This window comes from Mycobacterium paraffinicum (assembly GCF_001907675.1).
Lineage (GTDB): Bacteria > Actinomycetota > Actinomycetes > Mycobacteriales > Mycobacteriaceae > Mycobacterium > Mycobacterium paraffinicum_A.
Genome location: NZ_MPNT01000008.1, coordinates 169,919 through 189,753 on the forward strand (window position 1 = coordinate 169,919; position 19,835 = coordinate 189,753).

Genomic DNA, 19,835 nt, shown 5'->3' on the forward strand with positions numbered 1-19,835 from the left:
ATTGTGGCCTCCCGCGGTAGTGTGAGGTGTATTACACCGACGAGCGAAGGGCCGAGCAGATGACTGTTTTCGCACGTCCAGGTTCCGCTGGGGCCTTGATGTCGTACGAATCCCGCTACGACAACTTCATCGGGGGGCAATGGGTGCCGCCGGCGCAGGGCCGCTACTTCGAGAACCCGACACCGGTGACCGGCGAGCCGTTCTGCGAGGTGGCCCGGTCCGACGAGGCCGACATCGAAAAGGCGCTCGATGCCGCCCACGGGGCGGCGAAGGCGTGGGGCAAGACCGCTCCCGCGGAACGGGCGCTGATCCTGAACAAGATCGCCGACCGCATCGAGGAGAACAAGGCCGCGCTGGCGGTCGCCGAGGTCTGGGACAACGGCAAACCGATCCGCGAGGCGCTCGGCGCCGACATCACCTTGGCGGTGGACCACTTCCGCTACTTCGCCGGCGCGATCCGGGCGCAGGAGGGTTCGCTGTCGCAGATCGACGAGAACACCGTCGCCTACCACTTTCACGAGCCGCTCGGGGTGGTCGGGCAGATCATCCCGTGGAACTTCCCGATCCTGATGGCCACCTGGAAGCTGGCGCCGGCGCTGGCGGCCGGCAACGCCGTGGTGCTCAAACCCGCCGAGCAGACACCGGTGTCGGTGCTTTACCTGATGTCGCTCATCGGCGACCTGCTGCCGGCGGGGGTGGTCAACGTCGTCAACGGATTCGGCGCCGAGGCGGGCAAGCCGCTGGCGTCGAGCAACCGCATCGCCAAGGTGGCGTTCACCGGCGAGACCACCACCGGCCGGCTGATCATGCAGTACGCCTCGCAGAACCTGATCCCGGTCACGCTGGAACTCGGCGGCAAGAGCCCGAACATTTTCTTCTCCGACGTGATGGCCAAGGGTGACGACTTCCAGGACAAGGCCCTCGAGGGCTTCACCATGTTCGCCCTGAACCAGGGCGAGGTGTGCACCTGCCCGTCGCGCAGCCTGATCCAGTCCGACATTTACGACGAGTTCCTCGAGCTGGCCGCCATCCGCACCAAGGCCGTGCGGCAGGGCGACCCGCTGGACTCCGAGACGATGCTGGGTTCGCAGGCCTCCAACGATCAGCTGGAGAAAGTGTTGTCCTACATCGAGATTGGCAAGGACGAGGGCGCCAAGATCATCACCGGGGGTGAGCGCGCCGAGCTGGGCGGCGACCTGTCCGGCGGGTACTACATGCAGCCCACCATCTTCGCCGGCAACAACAAGATGCGGGTCTTCCAGGAGGAGATCTTCGGTCCCGTCGTCACGGTGACGTCGTTCTCCGATTACGACGACGCGATCTCGATCGCCAACGACACCCTCTACGGGTTGGGCGCCGGGGTGTGGAGCCGCGACGGAAACACCGCCTATCGGGCCGGCCGCGACATCCAGGCCGGGCGGGTGTGGGTCAACTGCTATCACGCGTATCCCGCGCACGCCGCGTTCGGCGGCTACAAGCAGTCCGGCATCGGCCGCGAGAACCACAAGATGATGCTCGACCATTATCAGCAGACCAAGAACCTGCTGGTGTCCTACTCCGACAAGGCGCAGGGCTTCTTCTAAATGGTTGCGGGTGTCGTCATCACCGCCGGGGCCGCCGAACTGCTGGCGCGCCTGCAGGACCAGCACGGCCCGCTGATGTTCCACCAGTCCGGCGGGTGCTGCGACGGGTCGTCGCCGATGTGCTACCCGTCCGGGGACTTCCTGGTCGGCGACCGCGACGTGCTGCTCGGCGTGCTCGACGTCGGGGACGGCGTGCCGGTTTGGATCTCGGGCCCGCAGTACCAGGCCTGGAAGCACACCCAGCTGGTCATCGACGTGGTCCCGGGCCGCGGCGGCGGGTTCAGCGTGGAGGCCCCGGAAGGCCTGCGCTTCCTGTCCCGCGGCCGCGTCTTCACCGAGGAGGAACAGGCGGAGTTGCGCGCCGCGCCGGTCATCACCGGGGCCGATTACGAACGCGGCCAGCGCCCCTCGGCCCGCGGTCAGGTGGTCACTGACACGGCGTCGCGAACGTGCCCTCCGGGTCGGTGACGGCAGTAACCTCGAAGGCGTGATCCCCCTTCCGCGCCCGCGGTTGTTGGCCGGCGCCATGCTGATCGGCGCCGCCGTCGGGTTGTTGGCGGGCGTGGGATTCGCCGGCACCGTCCACGGGAGCATCCGCCCGGCCTTCGCCCTCGCGCTGGTGGTCGGGATCCCCAGCGTCGCCGGGCTGGTGACGATCCTGTTCTCCGGACGTCGCTGGGTGACGATGCTCGGCGCGTTCGCCTTGGCGGTGGCCCCGGGCTGGTTCGGTGTCCTGGTCGCCCTCCAGGTGACGTCCCGTGGCTGACGACGACTTCCCGTCGAGCCCGGGCACCCAGGCGTGGAAACCCGACTTCTCCGACTCCGACGACGACCCGGGCACCCAGTCGTGGAAGCCGGATTTCTCGGATTCCGACGAGGACACGGGCGCGCGCCCGGCGGCCGCGCACGACGAGCCGGAGACGTCTGAGCCGCCCGCCGGCCAGGACGATGCGGCCGCCGAATCCGCCGCCGCGCCGGTGCAACCGGTCACCGTCCCCGGCCGCTACCTCTACCTGAAATGGTGGAAGCTGCTGTTGGTCGCCCTCGGCGTATGGTGCGTGGCCGCCGTCGTCGGGCTCGGCCTGTTCTACTGGTGGTACCACACGGCGGACGCCACCGCGGCGCTGTACGTGGTGCTGGTCTACGTGGTGGCGTGCTCCGTCGCGGGCGTGCTGCTGGCGATGGTCGAGGGCAGGCCGCTGGTCTCGGCGCTGGCGCTCGCGGTCATGGCGGCACCCTTCGCCTCCCTGGCGGCCGCGGCGCCCCTGCTCGGCTATTACCACTGCGCGCGGGTGGGCCACTGCCTCGTCGGCCTCATTCCGTATTAACGCCCCGGCCGGGCGGCCACTAGGGTAGGGGCCGTGACCCATTTTGACGTCGTCGTCCTCGGGGCCGGTCCCGGCGGATATGTCGCAGCCATCCGCGCCGCGCAGCTTGGCCTCAACACCGCAGTCGTCGAGCCGAAGTACTGGGGCGGAGTCTGCCTCAACGTCGGCTGCATCCCGTCCAAAGCGTTGCTGCGCAACGCCGAGCTGGTGCACATCTTCACCAAGGAGGCCGCGACGTTCGGGATGAACGGCGAGGCGACCTTCGACTACGGCGCCGCCTTCGACCGCAGCCGCAAGGTGGCCGAGGGCCGGGTTGCGGGCGTGCACTTCCTGATGAAGAAGAACAAGATCACCGAGATCCACGGGTACGGCCGGTTCACCGACGCCAACACGCTGTCCGTCGAGCTCAACGACGGCGGCACCGACACCGTGACGTTCGACAACGCCATCATCGCCACCGGCAGCAGCACCCGGCTGGTGCCCGGGACGTCGCTGTCGGCCAACGTGGTCACCTACGAGGAACAGATCCTCTCGCGCGAACTGCCCGAGTCGATCGTGATCGCCGGCGCGGGCGCGATCGGCATGGAGTTCGGCTACGTGCTGAAGAACTACGGCGTCGACGTGACCATCGTGGAATTCTTGCCGCGGGCGCTGCCCAACGAGGACGCCGACGTGTCCAAGGAGATCGAGAAGCAGTTCAAGAAGCTCGGCGTCAAGATCCTCACCGGCACCAAGGTCGAGTCGATCTCCGACAACGGCTCCGAGGTCACCGTCGCCGTCAGCAAGGACGGCAACGCGCAGGAACTCAAGGCCGCGAAGGTGTTGCAGGCCATCGGGTTTGCGCCCAACGTCGAGGGCTATGGCCTGGAGAAGACCGGCGTCGAGCTGACCGACCGCAAGGCCATCGGCATCAACGACTACATGATCACCAGCGTGCCGCACATCTACGCCATCGGCGACGTCACCGGGAAGCTGATGCTCGCCCACGTCGCCGAGGCCATGGGTGTGGTGGCCGCCGAAACCATCGCCGGCGCAGAGACTTTGGCCCTGGGCGATTACCGGATGTTGCCGCGCGCGACGTTCTGCCAGCCCCAGGTGGCCAGCTTCGGGCTGACCGAGCAGCAGGCCCGCGACGAGGGCTACGACGTCGTGGTGGCCAAGTTCCCGTTCACCGCCAACGGCAAGGCGCACGGCCTGGGCGACCCCACCGGCTTCGTCAAGCTGGTGGCCGACGCGAAACACCTTGAGCTACTGGGCGGGCACCTGATCGGCCACGACGTGTCCGAGCTGCTGCCCGAGCTGACGCTGGCGCAGAAGTGGGACCTGACCGCCACCGAGCTGGCCCGCAACGTGCACACCCATCCGACCATGTCCGAGGCGCTGCAGGAGTGCTTCCACGGCCTGGTCGGCCACATGATCAACTTCTAGGGCCCATGCGCAGCGACGTCGTTCTGGGGGCCGTCGGCGGCCTCGCCGCGGGCTATGTCCTGTGGCTGGTGGCGTTTTCGATCGCCGACGACAACGCGGCCGTGGGCCAGTGGGCCCCGACGGTGTTGCTGCTGTCGCTTGCGCTGGCGGTCTGCGCCACCATGTGGGCGTCGTTCCTTCGGCGGCGGCGCAAGTACGCGTGGTCGGGGTTCGGGTTCGGGCTACCCGTGCCGCCGCTGCTGCTGACGCTGGCCGTCCTGGCCAACGTCTACCTCTAAGCGGGCCCGGTCTGGCGCGGGTTGTCCAGCGGGATGGCCAGGGCCGACATCGTCGCGGCCAGGCCGTCGTATTGGCTTGCCAGCAAGCAGAATTCGATGAGCTGACGCCGGTCCAGGTGCTGAGCGAGCTGCTGCCAGGTGGCGTCGGCGACGGTGCGATCCTTGACGAACTCGTCCGTCGCGGCCAGCAGCGCCTGCTGGCGCACGGTCAGGCGCGCCTCCACGCGGTCCAGGCGCTCGGGCCACGCGAAGATGGCGGCCTGCAGGTCCGCGTCGAGCCCCTGTTTGGCGGCCATCCGGCGATGGTGCTGCAGCTCGTACTCGCAGGCGCGCAGATGTGCGACCCGCAGGATCACCAGCTCGGTGTCGATCGCCGGTAAGCGGCCGCGCAGCACGCGGCCGCTGTAGATGCTCCACACCAGGAACAGGAACTTGTTCTGGCCCAGCGTGGTGAACAGGTGCATCTCGGGCGCGCCGACCTTACGGGCCGCCGACTTCGCGAGAATCCAGTTGATCAGCCCGAGTTCGCGGAACCGCCCCGACGGGATGCGGCCACCTTGGTCCGCTTGGCCCGCGGTCACGGCTGCTTCACCAGGTACGGGGAGACCGTGCTGCGGTGCTCGTCCAGATCCAGCGCGCGCCCCAGGGCCGGGAAGGCCCGCTGCGGGCAGTTGTCGCGTTCGCAGACACGGCAACCCGCGCCGATCGGTGTAGCGATGTCACCCGACAAGTCGAGTCCTTCCGAGTAGACGAGCCGGTGCGCGTGGCGGAGCTCGCAGCCGAGGCCGATCGCGAAGGTTTTACCGGGCTGACCATACCGGGCGGCGCGGCGCTCCACGGTGCGGGCCACCCACATGTAGTTGCGGCCGTCGGGCATCTGGGCGATCTGCACCAGGATCTTGCCCGGGTTGGCGAACGTTTCGTAAACGTTCCACAGCGGGCAGGTACCGCCGCTGGAGGAGAAGTGAAAACCGGTGGCGGACTGGCGTTTCGACATGTTGCCGGCCCGGTCCACCCGGACGAACGAGAACGGCACTCCCCGCATCGAGGGTCGCTGCAGGGTCGAGAGCCGGTGCGCGATGGTCTCGTAGCTCACCGAGTAGAAGGAGGACAACCGCTCGACGTCGTAGCGGAAATTCTCTGCGACGTCGTGGAATTGGCGATACGGCAGCACCGCGGCCGCGGCGAAGTAGTTGGCCAGCCCGAGCCGGGCCAGCTTGTGCGACTCGTCGCTGGTGAACTTGCCCTCCTCCACCAGGGTGTCGATCAGATCGCCGTACTCGAGGTAGGCCAATTCGGCGGCCATCTTGAAGACCTGTTGACCGAGCGAGAGGTGATTGCTGATCTCCAGCGTCTTGGTCGCAGGGTCATACCGGTGCAGCACGGTGTCACCCAGATCGATCCGCCTGTTGATGTGCACGCCGTGCACCTCGGTCAGCCGGCGATTCAGTTCGCGGGCCAAATCGCCGTGGTGCAGTCGCATCTGGATCGTGAGGTCCTCGGCGGCGGTGTCCAACTCGTGCAGGTAGTTCTGCCGCTGGTAGAAGTAGTCGCGCACCTCCTCGTGCGGCATGGTGATCGATCCGGTGCCGCTGCCGTCGGAGTACCGCTCCTCGGTGGCGGCGGCCAGTTGCGCCGTGGTGATCCGGTAGCGCCGGTGCAGGTTGACCACCGCGCGGGCCAGCGCGGGATGGGAGCCCACCATCTCGGCCACCTCGGCCGGGTCGACGTCGATGTCCAGGTCGCGGTCCATGGTGACCTCGCGCAGCTCGGCCACCAGCCGGGTGTCGTCCTGGGAGGCGAAGAACGTGGCGTCCACCCCGAACACCTCGGTGATCCGCAGCAGCACCGCCACGGTCAGGGGCCGCACGTCGTGCTCGATCTGGTTGAGGTAGCTCGGCGAGATCTCCAGCATCTGGGCCAGGGCGGCCTGGGAGAACCCGCGCTCGTTGCGGAGCTGGCGGACGCGGGAGCCGACGAAGGTCTTGGACACTTTGCCCAGGATAGCGGGTTGCTAAGCGGAAGTTGGCAGGGTTCGCACACCGCCGGGGACGCGTCGCGATTGGTTTTTGGCATAGGTCGTTGGCATGATTCGCAACGAGACCCGCAGGGCTAGCCTGGGGTGCCCACGAGGAGGAAACGGGGAGTTAAGCCGTGAGCCTGGACAAAGAACTGATGCCGGTTCCCGACGGACACCCCGATGTCTTCGACCGCGAATGGCCGCTGCGGGTGGCCGACATCGACCGCACGGGCCGGTTGCGCCTGGACGCCGCGTGCCGGCACATCCAGGACATCGGGCAGGATCAGCTGCGCGAGATGGGCTTCGAGGAGACCCACCCGCTGTGGATCGTGCGCCGCACGATGCTCGACCTGATCCGTCCGATCGAGTTTCAGGACATGCTGCGCTGCCGCCGGTGGTGCTCGGGCACGTCGAACCGGTGGTGTGAGATGCGGGTCCGCGTCGACGGGCGCAAGGGCGGGCTGATCGAGTCCGAGGCCTTCTGGATCAACATCAACCGGGAGACCCAGATGCCGTCGCGCATCTCCGATGACTTCCTGGCCGGCCTGCACAAGACGACCTCCGTCGACCGGCTGCGCTGGAAGGGCTACCTGAAGCCGGGCAGCCGCGACGACGCCGCGGAGATCCACGAGTTCCCGGTCCGGGTCACCGACATCGACTTGTTCGACCACATGAACAACTCGGTGTATTGGAGCGTGATCGAGGACTACCTGGCTTCGCACCTGGAGCTGATGCAGCTGCCGCTGCGCATCACGATCGAGCACGAGGCGCCGGTGGCGCTGGGCGACAAGCTGGAGATCATCTCGCACGTCCACCCGCCGGGTTCGACCGAACAGTTCGGTCCCAACCTCACCGATCGCACTGTTACAACGCTCACATATGCGGTCGGTGACGAGACGAAAGCCGTCGCCGCGATCTTCTCGCGCTAACCGGACAAGCGTCCCGTTAATTTCCCGGCTGACCTGCGGATTCCGGTTACCGGCCAGTAGTTTCTGAAACGGTTCAGTTTCCGTTCATCTTCGCAAAGTTTGCTAAATCCGGCTGAGTCGTTGCCGAAATTGACAACTGAAACGGGTGGAAATGGGTAGTCAAGCTGTGTCATCTTCGAATTAGCACACCAGCGAAGTCGAGCCTCTAGCGACCGCCGGTGCAGCGTTTACCAACTCAGAAGTAGTGAAGATTCGTTAAGGAGCATGCCCAATGTCTGCCGTTGGCACCCCGAAGAGCGCCGAACAGATCCAGAAGGACTGGGACACCAACCCGCGGTGGAAGGACGTCAACCGTACCTACACCGCCCAGGACGTCGTCGCCCTGCAGGGCAGCGTGGTCGAGGAGCACACGCTGGCCCGCCGCGGCGCCGAGGTGCTCTGGGAGCAGTTGCACGACCTGGAATACATCAACGCGCTGGGCGCCCTGACCGGCAACATGGCCGTGCAGCAGGTGCGCGCCGGCCTCAAGGCCATCTACCTGTCCGGTTGGCAGGTCGCCGGTGACGCCAACCTGTCCGGCCACACCTACCCCGACCAGAGCCTGTACCCGGCCAACTCCGTGCCGCAGGTCATCCGTCGCATCAACAACGCGCTGCTGCGCGCCGACGAGATCGCCAAGGTCGAGGGCGACCGGTCGGTGGAGAACTGGCTGGCCCCGATCGTCGCCGACGGTGAGGCCGGTTTCGGTGGCGCTCTCAATGTGTACGAGCTTCAGAAGGCGATGATCGCCGCAGGCGTCGCGGGGTCGCACTGGGAAGATCAGCTCGCTTCGGAGAAGAAGTGCGGCCACCTCGGTGGCAAGGTGCTGATCCCCACCCAGCAGCACATCCGCACCCTGACCTCGGCGCGTCTGGCGGCGGACGTCGCCGACGTTCCGACGGTCGTCATCGCCCGGACCGACGCCGAGGCGGCCACCCTGATCACCTCGGACGTCGACGAGCGCGACCAGCCGTTCATCACCGGTGAGCGGACCAAGGAGGGCTTCTACCGGGTCAAGAACGGCCTCGAGCCCTGCATCGCCCGGGCCAAGGCCTACGCGCCGTACTCCGACCTGATCTGGATGGAGACCGGAACCCCGGACCTCGAGCTCGCGGCCAAGTTCGCCGAGGGCGTCAAGTCCGAGTTCCCCGACCAGATGCTGGCCTACAACTGCTCGCCGTCGTTCAACTGGAAGAAGCACCTGGACGACTCCACCATCGCGAAGTTCCAAAAAGAGCTTGGCGCAATGGGATTCAAGTTCCAGTTCATCACCCTGGCCGGCTTCCACGCGCTGAACTACTCGATGTTCGATCTGGCCTACGGCTACGCACGCAACCAGATGAGCGCCTACGTGGAACTGCAGGAGCGCGAGTTCGCCGCCGAGGAGCGCGGTTACACCGCGACCAAGCACCAGCGCGAGGTCGGTGCGGGTTACTTCGACCGCATCGCCACTACGGTCGACCCCACTTCGTCGACCACCGCGCTGACCGGCTCCACCGAAGAGGGTCAGTTTCACTGAGGACGAGCGGGCCTGGCCCGCGAGGACGAAGTGAAACCGTTGGCTTGAGTCACTGAGGACGAGCGGGCCTGGCCCGCGAGGACGAAGTGAAACCGTTGGCTTGAGTCACTGAGGACGAGCGGGCCTGGCCCGCGAGGACGAAGTGAAACCGTTGGCTTGAGTCACTGAGGACGAGCGGGCCTGGCCCGCGAGGACGAAGTGAAACCGTTGGCTTGAGTCACTGAGGACGAGCGGGCCTGGCCCGCGAGGACGAAGTGAAACCGTTGGCTTGAGTCACTAAGCCAGTGAGTCACTGATCCCTTCCGGAGCCGAGCAGACGGGGAGTCGCACCGCTGCGATCCAGATTGTGCGAATTTCCGGCTGCTCACCGTGAAGTAGCATTGGCCCCGCCCAGCGAACCTGGGCGGGGCCTATTGCGGTGCAAGACGATACGACACCGAAAGAGATGACAGTGAGCGACGCAGCGATTCAGCGGGTAGGGGTGGTCGGGGCCGGCCAGATGGGGTCCGGCATCGCCGAAGTCTCGGTCCGCGCCGGCGTCGACGTGACGGTGTTCGAGACCACCGAGGCGCTGATCACGGCCGGGCGCAACCGCATCGTGAAGTCGCTGGAGCGCGGCGTCAGCGCCGGCAAGGTGACCGAGCGGGAACGTGACCGCGCGCTGAGCCAGCTCACCTTCACCACCGATCTCCAGGACCTCGCCGACCGGCAGCTGGTCATCGAGGCGATCATCGAAGACGAGTCGGTCAAGGCGGACATCTTCGCCGAACTCGACCGGGCCATCACCGATCCCGACGCGGTGCTGGCGTCCAACACGTCCAGCATTCCGATCATGAAGATCGCGGCGGCCACCAAGAACCCCCAGCGGGTGCTGGGCCTGCACTTCTTCAACCCCGTGCCGGTGCTCCCGCTGGTCGAGTTGGTCTGCACGCTGGTCACCGACGAAGCCGCCGCCGCGCGCACCGAAGAATTCGCGAGCGCGGTCCTGGGCAAGCAGGTGGTGCGCTGCTCGGACCGGTCGGGCTTCGTCGTCAACGCCCTGCTGGTGCCCTATCTCCTGTCGGCAATTCGCATGGTGGAGGCGGGTTTTGCCACCATCGAAGACGTCGACAAGGCGGTTGTCGCCGGGTTGTCGCACCCGATGGGCCCGCTGCGGCTGTCCGACCTGGTGGGCCTGGACACGCTGAAGCTGATCGCGGACAAGATGTTCGAGGAATTCAAGGAACCGCAGTACGGTCCGCCGCCGCTGCTGCTGCGCATGGTGGAGGCGGGCCGGCTGGGCAAGAAAACCGGCCGGGGTTTCTACAGCTACTGACGCCGCGCCGCACGGCGTCGCGGCGCCGATATTCCAACGCGGGAAGTCAACACAATGTTGGGTTTTCCGGTTAGTATCCTCGTGTTAAATACACGAAAGGGTAGTCGGGACCCCCATGGCCACATTGACTCCGTTCTATGAAGAATCGCAATCCATCTACGACGTTTCGGACGAATTTTTTGCGCTGTTCCTAGACCCGACAATGGGCTATACCTGCGCTTATTTCGAACGCGAGGACATGACGCTCGAAGAGGCGCAGAATGCGAAGTTCGACCTGGCGTTGGGCAAATTGAATCTCGAGCCGGGGATGACGCTGCTCGACATCGGTTGCGGTTGGGGGGGAGCGCTGCAGCGGGCGATCGAGAAGTATGACGTCAACGTGATCGGGATCACGCTGAGTCGCAACCAATTCGCCTACAGTAAGGCCAAAATGGCTGCCATCCCCACCGAGCGCAGCGTCGAAGTCCGGCTGCAGGGCTGGGAGGAATTCGACGACAAGGTGGACCGGATCGTCAGCATCGGCGCCTTCGAGGCGTTCAAGGCCGACCGGTGGTCGGCCTTTTTTGAACGCGCCCACCACATCCTGCCCGACGACGGCCGGATGCTGTTGCACACCATTTTGACCTATCAATGGCAGCAGATGCCCGCACTCGGCATCAAGCTGACGATGAGCGACGTGAGATTCGCGCGATTCATCGGCACCGAGATTTTTCCGGGCGGCCAGCTACCGACGCAGGAAGATATTTTCAAATTTGCCGAGCCCGCCGGATTCTCGGTCGAAAAGGTGCAACTACTGGGTGCGCACTACGAGCGGACTCTCAATATGTGGGCGGCAAATCTGGAGGCCAATAAGGAAGCGGCCATCAGGATCCAGTCGCGGGAAGTGTATGACCGGTATATGCACTACCTGACGGGCTGTGAGGACTTCTTCCGCAAGGGCATCAGCAATGTCGGCCAATTCACCCTCGTGAAGTAGGCGTTCGGCTGGGGTCGTTCCCTACTTTTCCAGGGTGAACTGGTCGACGTCGGTGTACCCCTCGCGGAACAGCTTCGCGCAACCTGTCAGGTACTTCATGTAGCGGTCGTAGACCTCTTGCGACTGGATGGCGATGGCCTGTTCGCGGTTCGCCTCGAGGGCGGCGGCCCACGTCTCGAGGGTCCGCGCGTAGTGCAGTTGCAGCGAGTGCACCCGGGTCAGCTCGAAGCCGGCCGTGACGGCGTACTCCCCGACGGTCTGCGGGGTCGGCAGCCAGCCCCCGGGGAAGATCTCGGTGAGGATGAATTGCGAGAAGTGCACGATCTCGTGGGTCAGCGTCATGCCTCGCGCCCTGGCCTCCTTGAAGGACGGGCGAACGATGGTGTGCAGCAACATGACCCCGTCGGATGGCAGCGCCTGGTAGGCCATCTTGAAGAAGCGGCCGTAGCGCTGGCGGCCGAAGTGCTCGAAGGCGCCGATCGAAACGATGCGGTCGACGGGTTCGTGGAACTTCTCCCAACCCTCCAACAGCACGCGCCGGCTGCGGGGGGTGTCCATCTCGTCGAACGTCTGCTGCACGTGCGCGGCCTGGTTCTCCGACAAGGTCAGGCCCACGACGTTGACGTCGTACTTCTCGATGGCCCGACGCATGGTCGCGCCCCAGCCGCAGCCGATGTCCAGCAGCGTCATGCCCGGTTCCAGCTTTAGCTTTCCCAGCGCCAGGTCGATCTTGGCGAGCTGCGCCTCCTCCAGGGTCATGTCGTCGCGCTCGAAGTAGGCGCAGCTGTACGTCTGGGTGGGGTCTAGGAACAACCGGAAGAAGTCATCGGACAAGTCGTAGTGGGCTTGCACGTTTCCGAAATGCGGCGTGAGCTGCACTGACATGTCGAGAAGAGCCTTTCGTTACGCGGAGGCGGGCGCACCCGCCAGCACGGCGCATATGCGTCGCCCCCCGGTGCACCACATGCATGCTAGTCGCTGCGGGCGATGCACGTCGTTCTCACCAGCGGGTCCTAGCGTCACACGAAAGGGGATGAATTCACAAAATGAGGCCGGCGCCGCCCCCTACCGCGCGGACCGACCCCGCTGCTCGCGGGGCGGGACGATCGGCGACGGGTGGGGCTCTTCGCGGAACTTCTCCAGCGATCCGCCGACCTCGACGATGCCCTTCAACGCATTCCAGCTCAGCATCGTCAGGTAGTCGATCAGCTCGTCGCGGCTCATGCGCGGGAAAGACATCCAGGAGTGCGTGGCCAGCTGCACGCCGCCGACGATCAGGTAGGCCCACGGCTCCGCGCCGCCGGTGTCCATGCCGGCCTGCTGCATGCGGCGGCGCATCAGCACCGCCAGCATGCGGGCGATGATCCGCTCGGAGTCGGCGATCACCTTGCTCTTGCTGGCCGAGCTGTTCGACATCACGAAGCGGTACGGCTCGGGTTCGTTCGCGACCGTTTCGACATACACCCGGATGACCTCGCGGGTCAGGTCGAAGCCGTCCAGATTGGATGTCAGCGCGGCGGCGAGGTTGGGAATCAGGGTGGTTTGGGTGAACCGCATCATCACGGCGGTCGTCAGGTCGTTCTTGTCGACGAAGTAGCGATACAGCACCGTCTTGGATACGCCGATATCCGCGGCGATGTCATCCATGCTCAAGGCGCCGCCGTGCCGCCGGATCGCGTCGATCGTGCCGTCTACCAACTCGTTGCGGCGCTCCACCTTGTGCTGGTGCCAGCGCCGCTTGCGACCATCCGTCTTGGCCGCCGCCGCCAACGTTCGCTCTGCCACTGTCGCCGATATCCCATTCACTAGACGTACTCGATAATACGGCGTGCGGGCCTGTTTCGACCCGCGACGGCGCGCCCGTTCGGGCTTGTGAACAGTGCGGTCACACCAAACGCCCGCGACGATGAATGATGGAGTGGTGGTACACAGAGCCTCGCCCCGAGGCGAAGCACCGGACCCCCGCGCGGCAGCCCCGGCGTCGACGGCCCCGTTGAGCGGAACCGGACGTGCTCACCCCTCGCTCGCCGAATCCTTCGCCGGCGCCGACCCGCAAGCCGACGCCGAGCGTCGGGTGGCGCTGCGCCGGATGAAGGCGGTGGCGCTGAGCTTTCTGATCGGCGCCACCGGCTTGTTCCTCGGCTGCCGCTGGGCCGAGGCCCACACCCACCTGGGCGCCTGGGTCGGCTATGTCGGCGCCGCCGCCGAGGCCGGGATGGTGGGCGCCCTGGCCGACTGGTTCGCGGTGACGGCGTTGTTCCGGCACCCACTGGGCATCCCCATCCCGCACACCGCGATCATCAAGCGCAAGAAGGATCAGCTCGGCGAGGGGCTGGGCACCTTCGTTCGGGAGAACTTCCTGTCGCCCCCGGTGGTCGAGACCAAGCTGCGGGACGCCCAGGTGGCCGGACGGCTCGGCAAGTGGCTGTCGGACACCTCACACGCCGAGCGCGTGGCCGGCGAGACGGCCACGGTGCTCCGGGTGCTGGTCGAGCTGCTGCGCGACGAGGACGTCCAGCAGGTGATCGACCGGATGATCGTGCGCCGCATCGCCGAGCCGCAATGGGGGCCGCCGGTCGGGCGGGTGCTGGCGACGCTGCTGGCCGAGAACCGGCAGGAGGCGCTGATCCAACTTCTGGCCGACCGGGCCTTCCAGTGGTCGCTGAACGCCGGCGAGGTGATCCAGCGGGTGGTCGAGCGTGACTCACCGACGTGGTCGCCGCGGTTCATCGACCACCTGGTGGGCGACCGCATCCACCGCGAGCTGATGGATTTCACCGACAAGGTGCGGCGTAATCCCGATCACGAGCTGCGCCGGTCGGCGACGCGGTTCCTGTTCGAATTCGCCGACGACCTGCAGCACGACGCCGACACCATCGCGCGCGCCGATGCGATCAAAGAGCAGCTGATGGCGCGCGACGAGATCGCCAATGCGGCGGCGACGGCCTGGAAGACGCTGAAACGGCTGGTGCTCGAGGGCGTCGACGACCCGTCGAGCACGCTGCGTACCCGGATCGCCGACACGGTCGTCCGCATCGGGGAGTCGCTGCGCGACGACGCCGACCTGCGCGACAAGGTGGACAACTGGATCGTGCGCGCGGCCCAGCACCTGGTTTCGCAATATGGGGTGGAGATCACGGCGATCATCACCGACACCATCGAGCGTTGGGACGCCGAGGAGGCCAGCCGGCGCATCGAGCTACATGTCGGTCGTGACCTGCAGTTCATCCGGATCAACGGGACCGTGGTCGGCTCCCTGGCCGGTCTGGTGATCTACGCGGTCGCGCACGCACTTTTCTAGTAGTGCTAACAAGTGCTTGCAATAGCAAGCACTTGTAGTAGTCTGATGGCCGTCACCACCGACCATCCGACCCAGGAGCACGTCATGGCACCCGAGGAGAAGCTCTCCGCGAAGGTGTCCAACGCCGCCTCCGACATGGCCTCGGACATCGGCAGCTTCATCCGCAGCCAGCGCGAACTCGCGCAGGTCTCGGTGCGCCAACTCGCGGAAAAGTCCGGGGTCAGCAATCCGTATCTGAGCCAAGTGGAGCGTGGATTGCGCAAGCCGTCCGCCGACGTGCTCAATCAAATCGCGAAGGCCTTGCGGGTGTCCGCCGAGGTTCTCTACGTGCGGGCCGGGATTTTGGAGCCGAGCGACAAGAGCCAGGTGCGCGACGCCATCATCACCGACACCGCGATCACCGAGCGCCAAAAACAGGTTCTGCTCGACATCTACACATCGTTCACCCAGCAAAACGAAATAAGTGCACCAAGCGACGAGGAGTGTTCCACCGAATCGGACGGCGCCGAGTGAGCTCGCCCCGTCACGACCGGAATGCATAGCCCCTCGCTCGTGCGACACACACCCCAAGAACGCCGATAAGGAAAGGAATCATCATGGCGGACAACACCAACATCGAAGATCTGCGGGCGCCGCTGCTCGCGGCCCTCGGCGCGGCCGACCTGGCCCTGGCGACGGTCAACGAGCTGATCGCCAACCTGCGCGATCGCGCCGGAGAGACGCGCGCCGACACCCGCACCCGGGTGGAGGAGAGCCGCGCTCGCCTGACCAAATTGCAGGAAGACCTGCCCGAGCAGCTGGGCGAGCTGCGCGAGCGCTTCACCAGCGAAGAGCTCCGCAAGGCGGCCGAGGGCTACCTCGACGCGGCGACCAACCGCTACAACGAGCTGGTCGAGCGGGGTGAGGCCGCCCTGCAGCGGCTGCGCAGCCAGACCGGCCTGGACGACGCCTCCGCGCGCGCCGAGGGCTACGTGGACCAGGCCGTCGAGCTGACCCAGGAGGCGCTGGGCACCGTGGCCTCGCAGACCCGCGCCGTCGGCGAGCGCGCGGCCAAGCTGGTCGGCATCGAGCTGCCCAAGAAGTCCGACGAGACGGCCAAGAAGGCCCAGAAGGCTGTCGCGAAGAAGGCGCCCGCCAAGAAGGCTCCGGCCAAGAAGGCTCCGGCCAAGAAGGCGTCCGCGAAGAAGGTCACCCAGAAGTAAGTCCGGCGGTCGACTCGGAGTTGTCCTCCGGGCAACTCCGAGTCGACGTTTCCGACGGCGCCCGCATACGCTTAAGGCGTGAGCCACCTCGTGGGAACCGTCATGCTGGTCTTGCAGATCGCCGTCTTGGTCACGGCGGTATACGCGTTCGTGCACGCCGCGTTGCAGCGGCCCGACGCGTACACGGCCGCGGAAAAGCTGACCAAGCCGGTGTGGCTGGTGATCCTCGGAGGGGCTGTCGCGCTGACATCCATCCTGAGTTTTGTTTTCGGGGTACTCGGGATGGCGATCGCCGCGTGCGCGGCCGGCGTCTATCTCGTCGACGTGCGGCCGAAACTTCTGGAAATTCAAGGTAAGTCGCGCTAGCCGGATGAAGGCGCTGCTGACGGCGCCCGCCGCGGTGTTCCTCACGCTGTGGGGCCCGGCGGGCACCGCGGCGGCCAGCCCGGTCACGGCGTCCCCTCCGTTCATCGACCACACCGAGTGGGGGCAGTGGCACGGCCTGAGCAGCCTGCGGGTCTTCCCGACCCCGTCGGGGCGGGCGGCCGCCGCCGGTCAGCCCGGAAACGTCGCGCTGGCCGACGAGGCGTGGGGCGAGGTGCTGGCGCTGTCGCCGGACGCGGACACCGCGGGCATGCGCGCGCAATTCATCTGTCACTGGCAGTTCGCCGAGGTGGCCGAGCCCGGCAAGACCAGCTGGAACCTGGAACCGTGGCGCCCGGTCGTCGACGACGCCGAGATGGTCGCGTCGGGATGCAATCCCGGCGACGCCGAGGAAAGGTTCTAGTGGCGAGCAAACCCACCCGGGCGCAGCTGGCGGCGATGGTCGACCACACCCTGCTCAAGCCGGAGGCCACCGCGGCGGACGTCGCCGCGCTCGTCACCGAGGCCGCCGAACTGGGCGTCTACGCGGTGTGCGTGTCGCCGTCGATGGTTCCGGTCGCGGTGGGCACCGGGGGTGTCCGGGTGGCCAGCGTCGCGGGATTCCCGTCGGGCAAGCACATTTCGGCGGTCAAGGCGCACGAGGCGGAACGTGCCGTAGCGTCCGGGGCCGCCGAGGTGGACATGGTCATCGACATCGGCGCCGCGCTGGCCGGCGACATCGACGCGGTGCGAGCCGACATCGCGAGCGTGCGGGCCGCCATGACCGACGTCAATGCCGGGTCCGTGCTGAAGGTGATCGTCGAGTCGGCGGTGCTGCTCTCGGGGACGGACGAGGGCACGCTGGTCCGCGTGTGTCGCGCGGCCGAGGACGCCGGCGCCGACTTCGTCAAGACCTCGACCGGGTTCCATCCCGCGGGCGGGGCCTCGGTGCAGGCGGTCACCGTGATGAGTCGGACCGTCGGCGGCCGGTTGGGCGTCAAGGCCAGCGGCGGCATCCGCGCCGCCGCAGACGCGCTCGCGATGCTGGACGCCGGCGCCACCCGCCTCGGCCTATCGGGCACCCGGGCGGTTCTCGACGGGCTCGGCTAGACCTGCGGCGTCAGAGGTTGGCGAAGCAGGGGTCGTTGTCGTTGCCGGTCGGGATGCTCGCGTTCCGCGTCGAGAAGTGGCTGGTCACACCGTCATTGGTGACCTGCACGCTGTCCGCGTGGATGCCCAGCGGGTAGTTCTTGGTGAAGTTCGACGTGAAGTCGTCCAGCGTCGACTGCACCGACTCCTTGGGCATCGTGAAGCCGAGCGCGTTGAAGCTGACGATCTGCAGCTGCAGGCCCGTGCCCGACACCACCGGCTTGGTGGTCAGGTTGTCCAACATGCCCTTGAGCTCGATGGTCCCGTCGGCGGGGTGGGTGGTCACGGTGTTGGTGACGAACGGGCCCAGCACCGGAATCGCGTTCTGGACCGATTCCTTGATCCCGTCGGACGTCCAGGTGATGGTCGCGTCCAGCGACCCGATGGTGCCCTTGGAGTCCTGCGTGTTCTTCAGCTGCACGTCTCTGATGTTGAGGTCGAGCTTCATGCCCTTGGCATCGCGGATCTGATTGCCGGCGGTCTGCACCGAGATGTTGGTGTAGTGCTTGGTGAGCTGCTGCCACAGCATCAACGGCGCCACCCCGAACGACGCGGTGGCCTGATCCTTGACCTCGCAGGCCACCGCCTCGGCGACCTTGCTGTTGGCGACGTGGCGGACGTACAGCTCCGCTCCGACCAGGCCGGCGATCACCAGGCAGACCACGATGATGCAGACGAGCACCACCGAGAGCGGGTCGCGCAGGAAGCGACGCTTCTTCTTGCCCTGCGCCGGTTCCTCGCCCGGGGGGGTGGGCAGCTTCTCCGTTGGTCCCGCGGGCGGGGTGGGCGGAGGCGGAGGCGCGTATCCAGGCCGCTGCATGTTTGGCGGGGGCGTGGCGATCCGTTCGGTCTGACCGGGCGGCGGACCGGCGGCCGGCGGCGGAGGGGGCACCGGACCTCCGGTGTTGATCCGTTCGGTCGGCCGCTCGGTGGGGGGCTGGCCGAACGGGCCTTGGTTGCCGGGACGGCCCCACGTCGAAGGGTCCTGGTTCGGCGGTCCTTGTGGGTTCGTCACCCGACTGATTCTGCCTTATCGAGCTGAGCGAAATCTGAGTGGTTGCGCAGCACCGCGATGCTCTCGCGGGCCTTGGCGACCCGGTCGACGTCGATGTCGGCCACCACCAACTGTGGCCCGGAGCCGGCCGACGCGACGACTTCGCCGAACGGGGAAGCCACCAGGCTGCCGCCCACTCCGGTGGGTGCGCCCGACCCGGTCAGCGCGGCGCCCGGGTCGGCCTGGCCGGCCGCGGCGACGTAGCTCATCGAGTCGAGTGCGCGGGCCCGCGCCAGGAGCGTCCACTGGTCGAGCTTGCCGGGCCCCGCGCCCCACGACGCGCACACGGCGATCAGCTGGGCGCCGCGACGGGCCAGCTCGGTGTACAGCGCCGGGAAGCGGATGTCGTAGCAGACGGTCAACCCCACGCGGACGCCGGCGACCGTGATAACCACCGGCTCGCGGCCCGGCGCCACGGTGCGCGACTCAGTGAAGCCGAAGGCGTCGTAGAGGTGGATCTTGTCGTACTGCGCGTCGGGGTCGTTGGGGCTGCCCGGACCGGCCGCGATCAGCGTGTTCTTCACCCGGCCGTCCCCGGCCGGGGTGAACATGCCGGCGATCACCGTGATCCCGCAGTCGGCCGCGATCCCCCGCACACCCGTCGCCCACGGCCCGTCGACCGGCTCGGCGACGGGCGCCAGTGGGACGCCGAACCGGCACATGGTCGCCTCCGGGAACACCACCAACTTCGCGCCCGCGTCGGCGGCCTGCGCGCTGTACTCGCGGACCAGGCCGAGGTTGGCGGCCGGATCGGTCCCGCTGAGGATTTGGGCCAACGCGATTCGCATGGGCGCCAGCTTAGGCTCGGCGCCCTCACGCCGTTTTGGCGATCCATTCCGTGGTGAACCGCTGCTCCGCCGCCACCAGCTCCGCCAACTGGGTGCCGATGATGTTCTCCAACTTGCCGCCGATGATCGGAACGCGCACCTGGACGGTGGCCCGGAACGTCAAGCGGGCGCCCCCCGTCTCCATGATCGGCAGCAGCGTCGCGGTGCCGCTCAGGTTGACCGGGGCGTCCAGGATCGAGCCGACGACGGTGCCCTGCGCGGCGCCGTCGGCGACCGGTCCCCATACTTCCTCGCGCCGGATCCGCAGATCGCCGCGGTGCAGCTGCGTCACCATCCCGGGCAGCTTGTGGCTATGGATCACCTGGACGGTGACGACCTCGACGGTGTCGTCGTCCCCGGTGTCGCCGCCGACCCGCATCGATTCCAGCGTGGCGACGTCAACACCGGAACCGGCCAGCCGCGCCCGCCAATAGCTCTCGTCGGTGAACGCCCGATGCACCTCTTCAACGCTGCCGTCGTAGTCGGCCGACAAGTCGAATGAACGCGGCATAGCAGGTGAGGCT

The 19,835-nt window shown here is 66.8% G+C and carries 23 protein-coding genes; 16 read left to right on the top strand and 7 right to left on the bottom strand.

Annotated elements, in window-relative coordinates; all coding sequences use genetic code 11:
- Positions 1-59: 59 nt before the first annotated feature.
- From exaC to BRW65_RS11635, 6 genes are read left to right on the top strand one after another with little or no spacing between them, the layout of a single operon-like run.
- Positions 60-1,583 carry an acetaldehyde dehydrogenase ExaC gene (gene exaC, locus BRW65_RS11610; RefSeq protein ID WP_073874755.1) on the top strand — a complete coding sequence of 508 codons (1,524 nt, stop codon included), beginning with the start codon at positions 60-62 and terminating at the stop codon, positions 1,581-1,583.
- Positions 1,584-2,051, top strand: a complete 468-nt coding sequence (locus BRW65_RS11615; RefSeq protein WP_073874640.1) for a DUF779 domain-containing protein — start codon at positions 1,584-1,586, stop codon at positions 2,049-2,051.
- A 19-nt stretch (positions 2,052-2,070) separates the two neighbouring features.
- Positions 2,071-2,349, top strand: coding sequence for a putative holin (locus BRW65_RS11620; protein ID WP_073874642.1), 279 nt, complete (start codon positions 2,071-2,073; stop codon positions 2,347-2,349).
- The gene (locus BRW65_RS11625) at positions 2,342-2,911 is read left to right on the top strand and encodes a hypothetical protein (RefSeq protein ID WP_073874649.1); all 570 of its coding nucleotides are present in this window, start codon (positions 2,342-2,344) and stop codon (positions 2,909-2,911) included. Before BRW65_RS11620 ends, BRW65_RS11625 begins: the two co-directional genes overlap by 8 nt.
- Before the next feature lie 33 nt (positions 2,912-2,944).
- Positions 2,945-4,339 (top strand): dihydrolipoyl dehydrogenase, encoded by a 1,395-nt coding sequence (gene lpdA, locus BRW65_RS11630; protein WP_073874651.1) that lies wholly within the window; start codon positions 2,945-2,947, stop codon positions 4,337-4,339.
- Positions 4,340-4,344: 5 nt separating this feature from the next.
- Entirely contained in the window at positions 4,345-4,617 is a 273-nt protein-coding gene (locus tag BRW65_RS11635; RefSeq protein ID WP_073874653.1) for a hypothetical protein, read from the top strand.
- On the opposite strand, the gene BRW65_RS11640 is transcribed toward BRW65_RS11635, so the two are convergent.
- A complete protein-coding gene (locus tag BRW65_RS11640; protein WP_073874655.1) occupies positions 4,614-5,198 on the bottom strand; it encodes a carboxymuconolactone decarboxylase family protein in 585 nt (194 codons plus the stop codon). The two genes, BRW65_RS11635 and BRW65_RS11640, sit on opposite strands and share 4 nt — an antisense overlap.
- Complete coding sequence (ramB, locus tag BRW65_RS11645; RefSeq protein WP_073874657.1) at positions 5,195-6,610, bottom strand: acetate metabolism transcriptional regulator RamB; 1,416 nt, start codon at positions 6,608-6,610, stop codon at positions 5,195-5,197. Before ramB ends, BRW65_RS11640 begins: the two co-directional genes overlap by 4 nt.
- Positions 6,611-6,771: 161 nt before the next feature.
- Here ramB and BRW65_RS11650 point away from each other — a divergent pair, with 161 nt between their 5' ends.
- The 4 genes from BRW65_RS11650 (at position 6,772) to BRW65_RS11665 (ending at position 11,415) form a co-directional block, all read left to right on the top strand.
- Positions 6,772-7,566 carry an acyl-[acyl-carrier-protein] thioesterase gene (locus tag BRW65_RS11650; RefSeq protein WP_073874659.1) on the top strand — a complete coding sequence of 265 codons (795 nt, stop codon included), beginning with the start codon at positions 6,772-6,774 and terminating at the stop codon, positions 7,564-7,566.
- Between the two features lie 271 nt (positions 7,567-7,837).
- Complete coding sequence (aceA, locus tag BRW65_RS11655; RefSeq protein ID WP_073874661.1) at positions 7,838-9,124, top strand: isocitrate lyase; 1,287 nt, start codon at positions 7,838-7,840, stop codon at positions 9,122-9,124.
- A gap of 451 nt (positions 9,125-9,575) precedes the next feature.
- The gene (locus tag BRW65_RS11660; protein ID WP_139273006.1) at positions 9,576-10,439 is read left to right on the top strand and encodes a 3-hydroxybutyryl-CoA dehydrogenase; all 864 of its coding nucleotides are present in this window, start codon (positions 9,576-9,578) and stop codon (positions 10,437-10,439) included.
- A gap of 115 nt (positions 10,440-10,554) precedes the next feature.
- Positions 10,555-11,415 (top strand): cyclopropane mycolic acid synthase family methyltransferase, encoded by an 861-nt coding sequence (locus BRW65_RS11665; protein ID WP_073874665.1) that lies wholly within the window; start codon positions 10,555-10,557, stop codon positions 11,413-11,415.
- Between the two features lie 21 nt (positions 11,416-11,436).
- On the opposite strand, the gene pcaA is transcribed toward BRW65_RS11665, so the two are convergent.
- On the bottom strand, positions 11,437-12,300 hold the full coding sequence (gene pcaA / locus BRW65_RS11670; RefSeq protein WP_073874667.1) for a cyclopropane mycolic acid synthase PcaA: 864 nt from the start codon (positions 12,298-12,300) through the stop codon (positions 11,437-11,439).
- 180 nt (positions 12,301-12,480) lie between these two features.
- Positions 12,481-13,200: a TetR/AcrR family transcriptional regulator gene (locus BRW65_RS11675; protein ID WP_073874669.1), complete on the bottom strand. Its 720-nt coding sequence runs from the start codon at positions 13,198-13,200 to the stop codon at positions 12,481-12,483.
- Between the two features lie 133 nt (positions 13,201-13,333).
- On the opposite strand from BRW65_RS11675, the gene BRW65_RS11680 reads away from it, so the two are divergent.
- From BRW65_RS11680 to deoC, 6 genes are all read left to right on the top strand, one after another.
- Positions 13,334-14,716: a DUF445 domain-containing protein gene (locus BRW65_RS11680; protein ID WP_139273008.1), complete on the top strand. Its 1,383-nt coding sequence runs from the start codon at positions 13,334-13,336 to the stop codon at positions 14,714-14,716.
- An 84-nt stretch (positions 14,717-14,800) separates the two neighbouring features.
- On the top strand, positions 14,801-15,229 hold the full coding sequence (locus BRW65_RS11685; protein WP_073874757.1) for a helix-turn-helix domain-containing protein: 429 nt from the start codon (positions 14,801-14,803) through the stop codon (positions 15,227-15,229).
- Positions 15,230-15,312: 83 nt separating this feature from the next.
- On the top strand, positions 15,313-15,918 hold the full coding sequence (locus BRW65_RS11690) for a heparin-binding hemagglutinin (RefSeq protein WP_073874673.1): 606 nt from the start codon (positions 15,313-15,315) through the stop codon (positions 15,916-15,918).
- Positions 15,919-15,996: 78 nt separating this feature from the next.
- The gene (locus BRW65_RS11695) at positions 15,997-16,284 is read left to right on the top strand and encodes a DUF2516 family protein (RefSeq protein ID WP_073874675.1); all 288 of its coding nucleotides are present in this window, start codon (positions 15,997-15,999) and stop codon (positions 16,282-16,284) included.
- Positions 16,285-16,288: 4 nt separating this feature from the next.
- Positions 16,289-16,705, top strand: coding sequence for a DUF2599 domain-containing protein (locus BRW65_RS11700; RefSeq protein WP_073874677.1), 417 nt, complete (start codon positions 16,289-16,291; stop codon positions 16,703-16,705).
- The gene (deoC, locus tag BRW65_RS11705) at positions 16,705-17,391 is read left to right on the top strand and encodes a deoxyribose-phosphate aldolase (protein WP_139273010.1); all 687 of its coding nucleotides are present in this window, start codon (positions 16,705-16,707) and stop codon (positions 17,389-17,391) included. The genes BRW65_RS11700 and deoC overlap by 1 nt, the downstream gene beginning before the upstream one ends.
- 10 nt (positions 17,392-17,401) lie before the next feature.
- Here deoC and BRW65_RS11710 read toward each other — a convergent pair whose 3' ends face one another.
- The 3 genes from BRW65_RS11710 to BRW65_RS11720 are packed head-to-tail and all read right to left on the bottom strand — an operon-like array spanning position 17,402 to position 19,822.
- On the bottom strand, positions 17,402-18,445 hold the full coding sequence (locus BRW65_RS11710) for an LmeA family phospholipid-binding protein (RefSeq protein ID WP_073874681.1): 1,044 nt from the start codon (positions 18,443-18,445) through the stop codon (positions 17,402-17,404).
- Positions 18,442-19,272 (bottom strand): carbon-nitrogen hydrolase family protein, encoded by an 831-nt coding sequence (locus tag BRW65_RS11715; RefSeq protein ID WP_073874683.1) that lies wholly within the window; start codon positions 19,270-19,272, stop codon positions 18,442-18,444. The genes BRW65_RS11710 and BRW65_RS11715 overlap by 4 nt, the downstream gene beginning before the upstream one ends.
- A 25-nt stretch (positions 19,273-19,297) precedes the next feature.
- Positions 19,298-19,822, bottom strand: coding sequence for a DUF2505 domain-containing protein (locus tag BRW65_RS11720; protein ID WP_073874685.1), 525 nt, complete (start codon positions 19,820-19,822; stop codon positions 19,298-19,300).
- Positions 19,823-19,835: the final 13 nt, after the last annotated feature.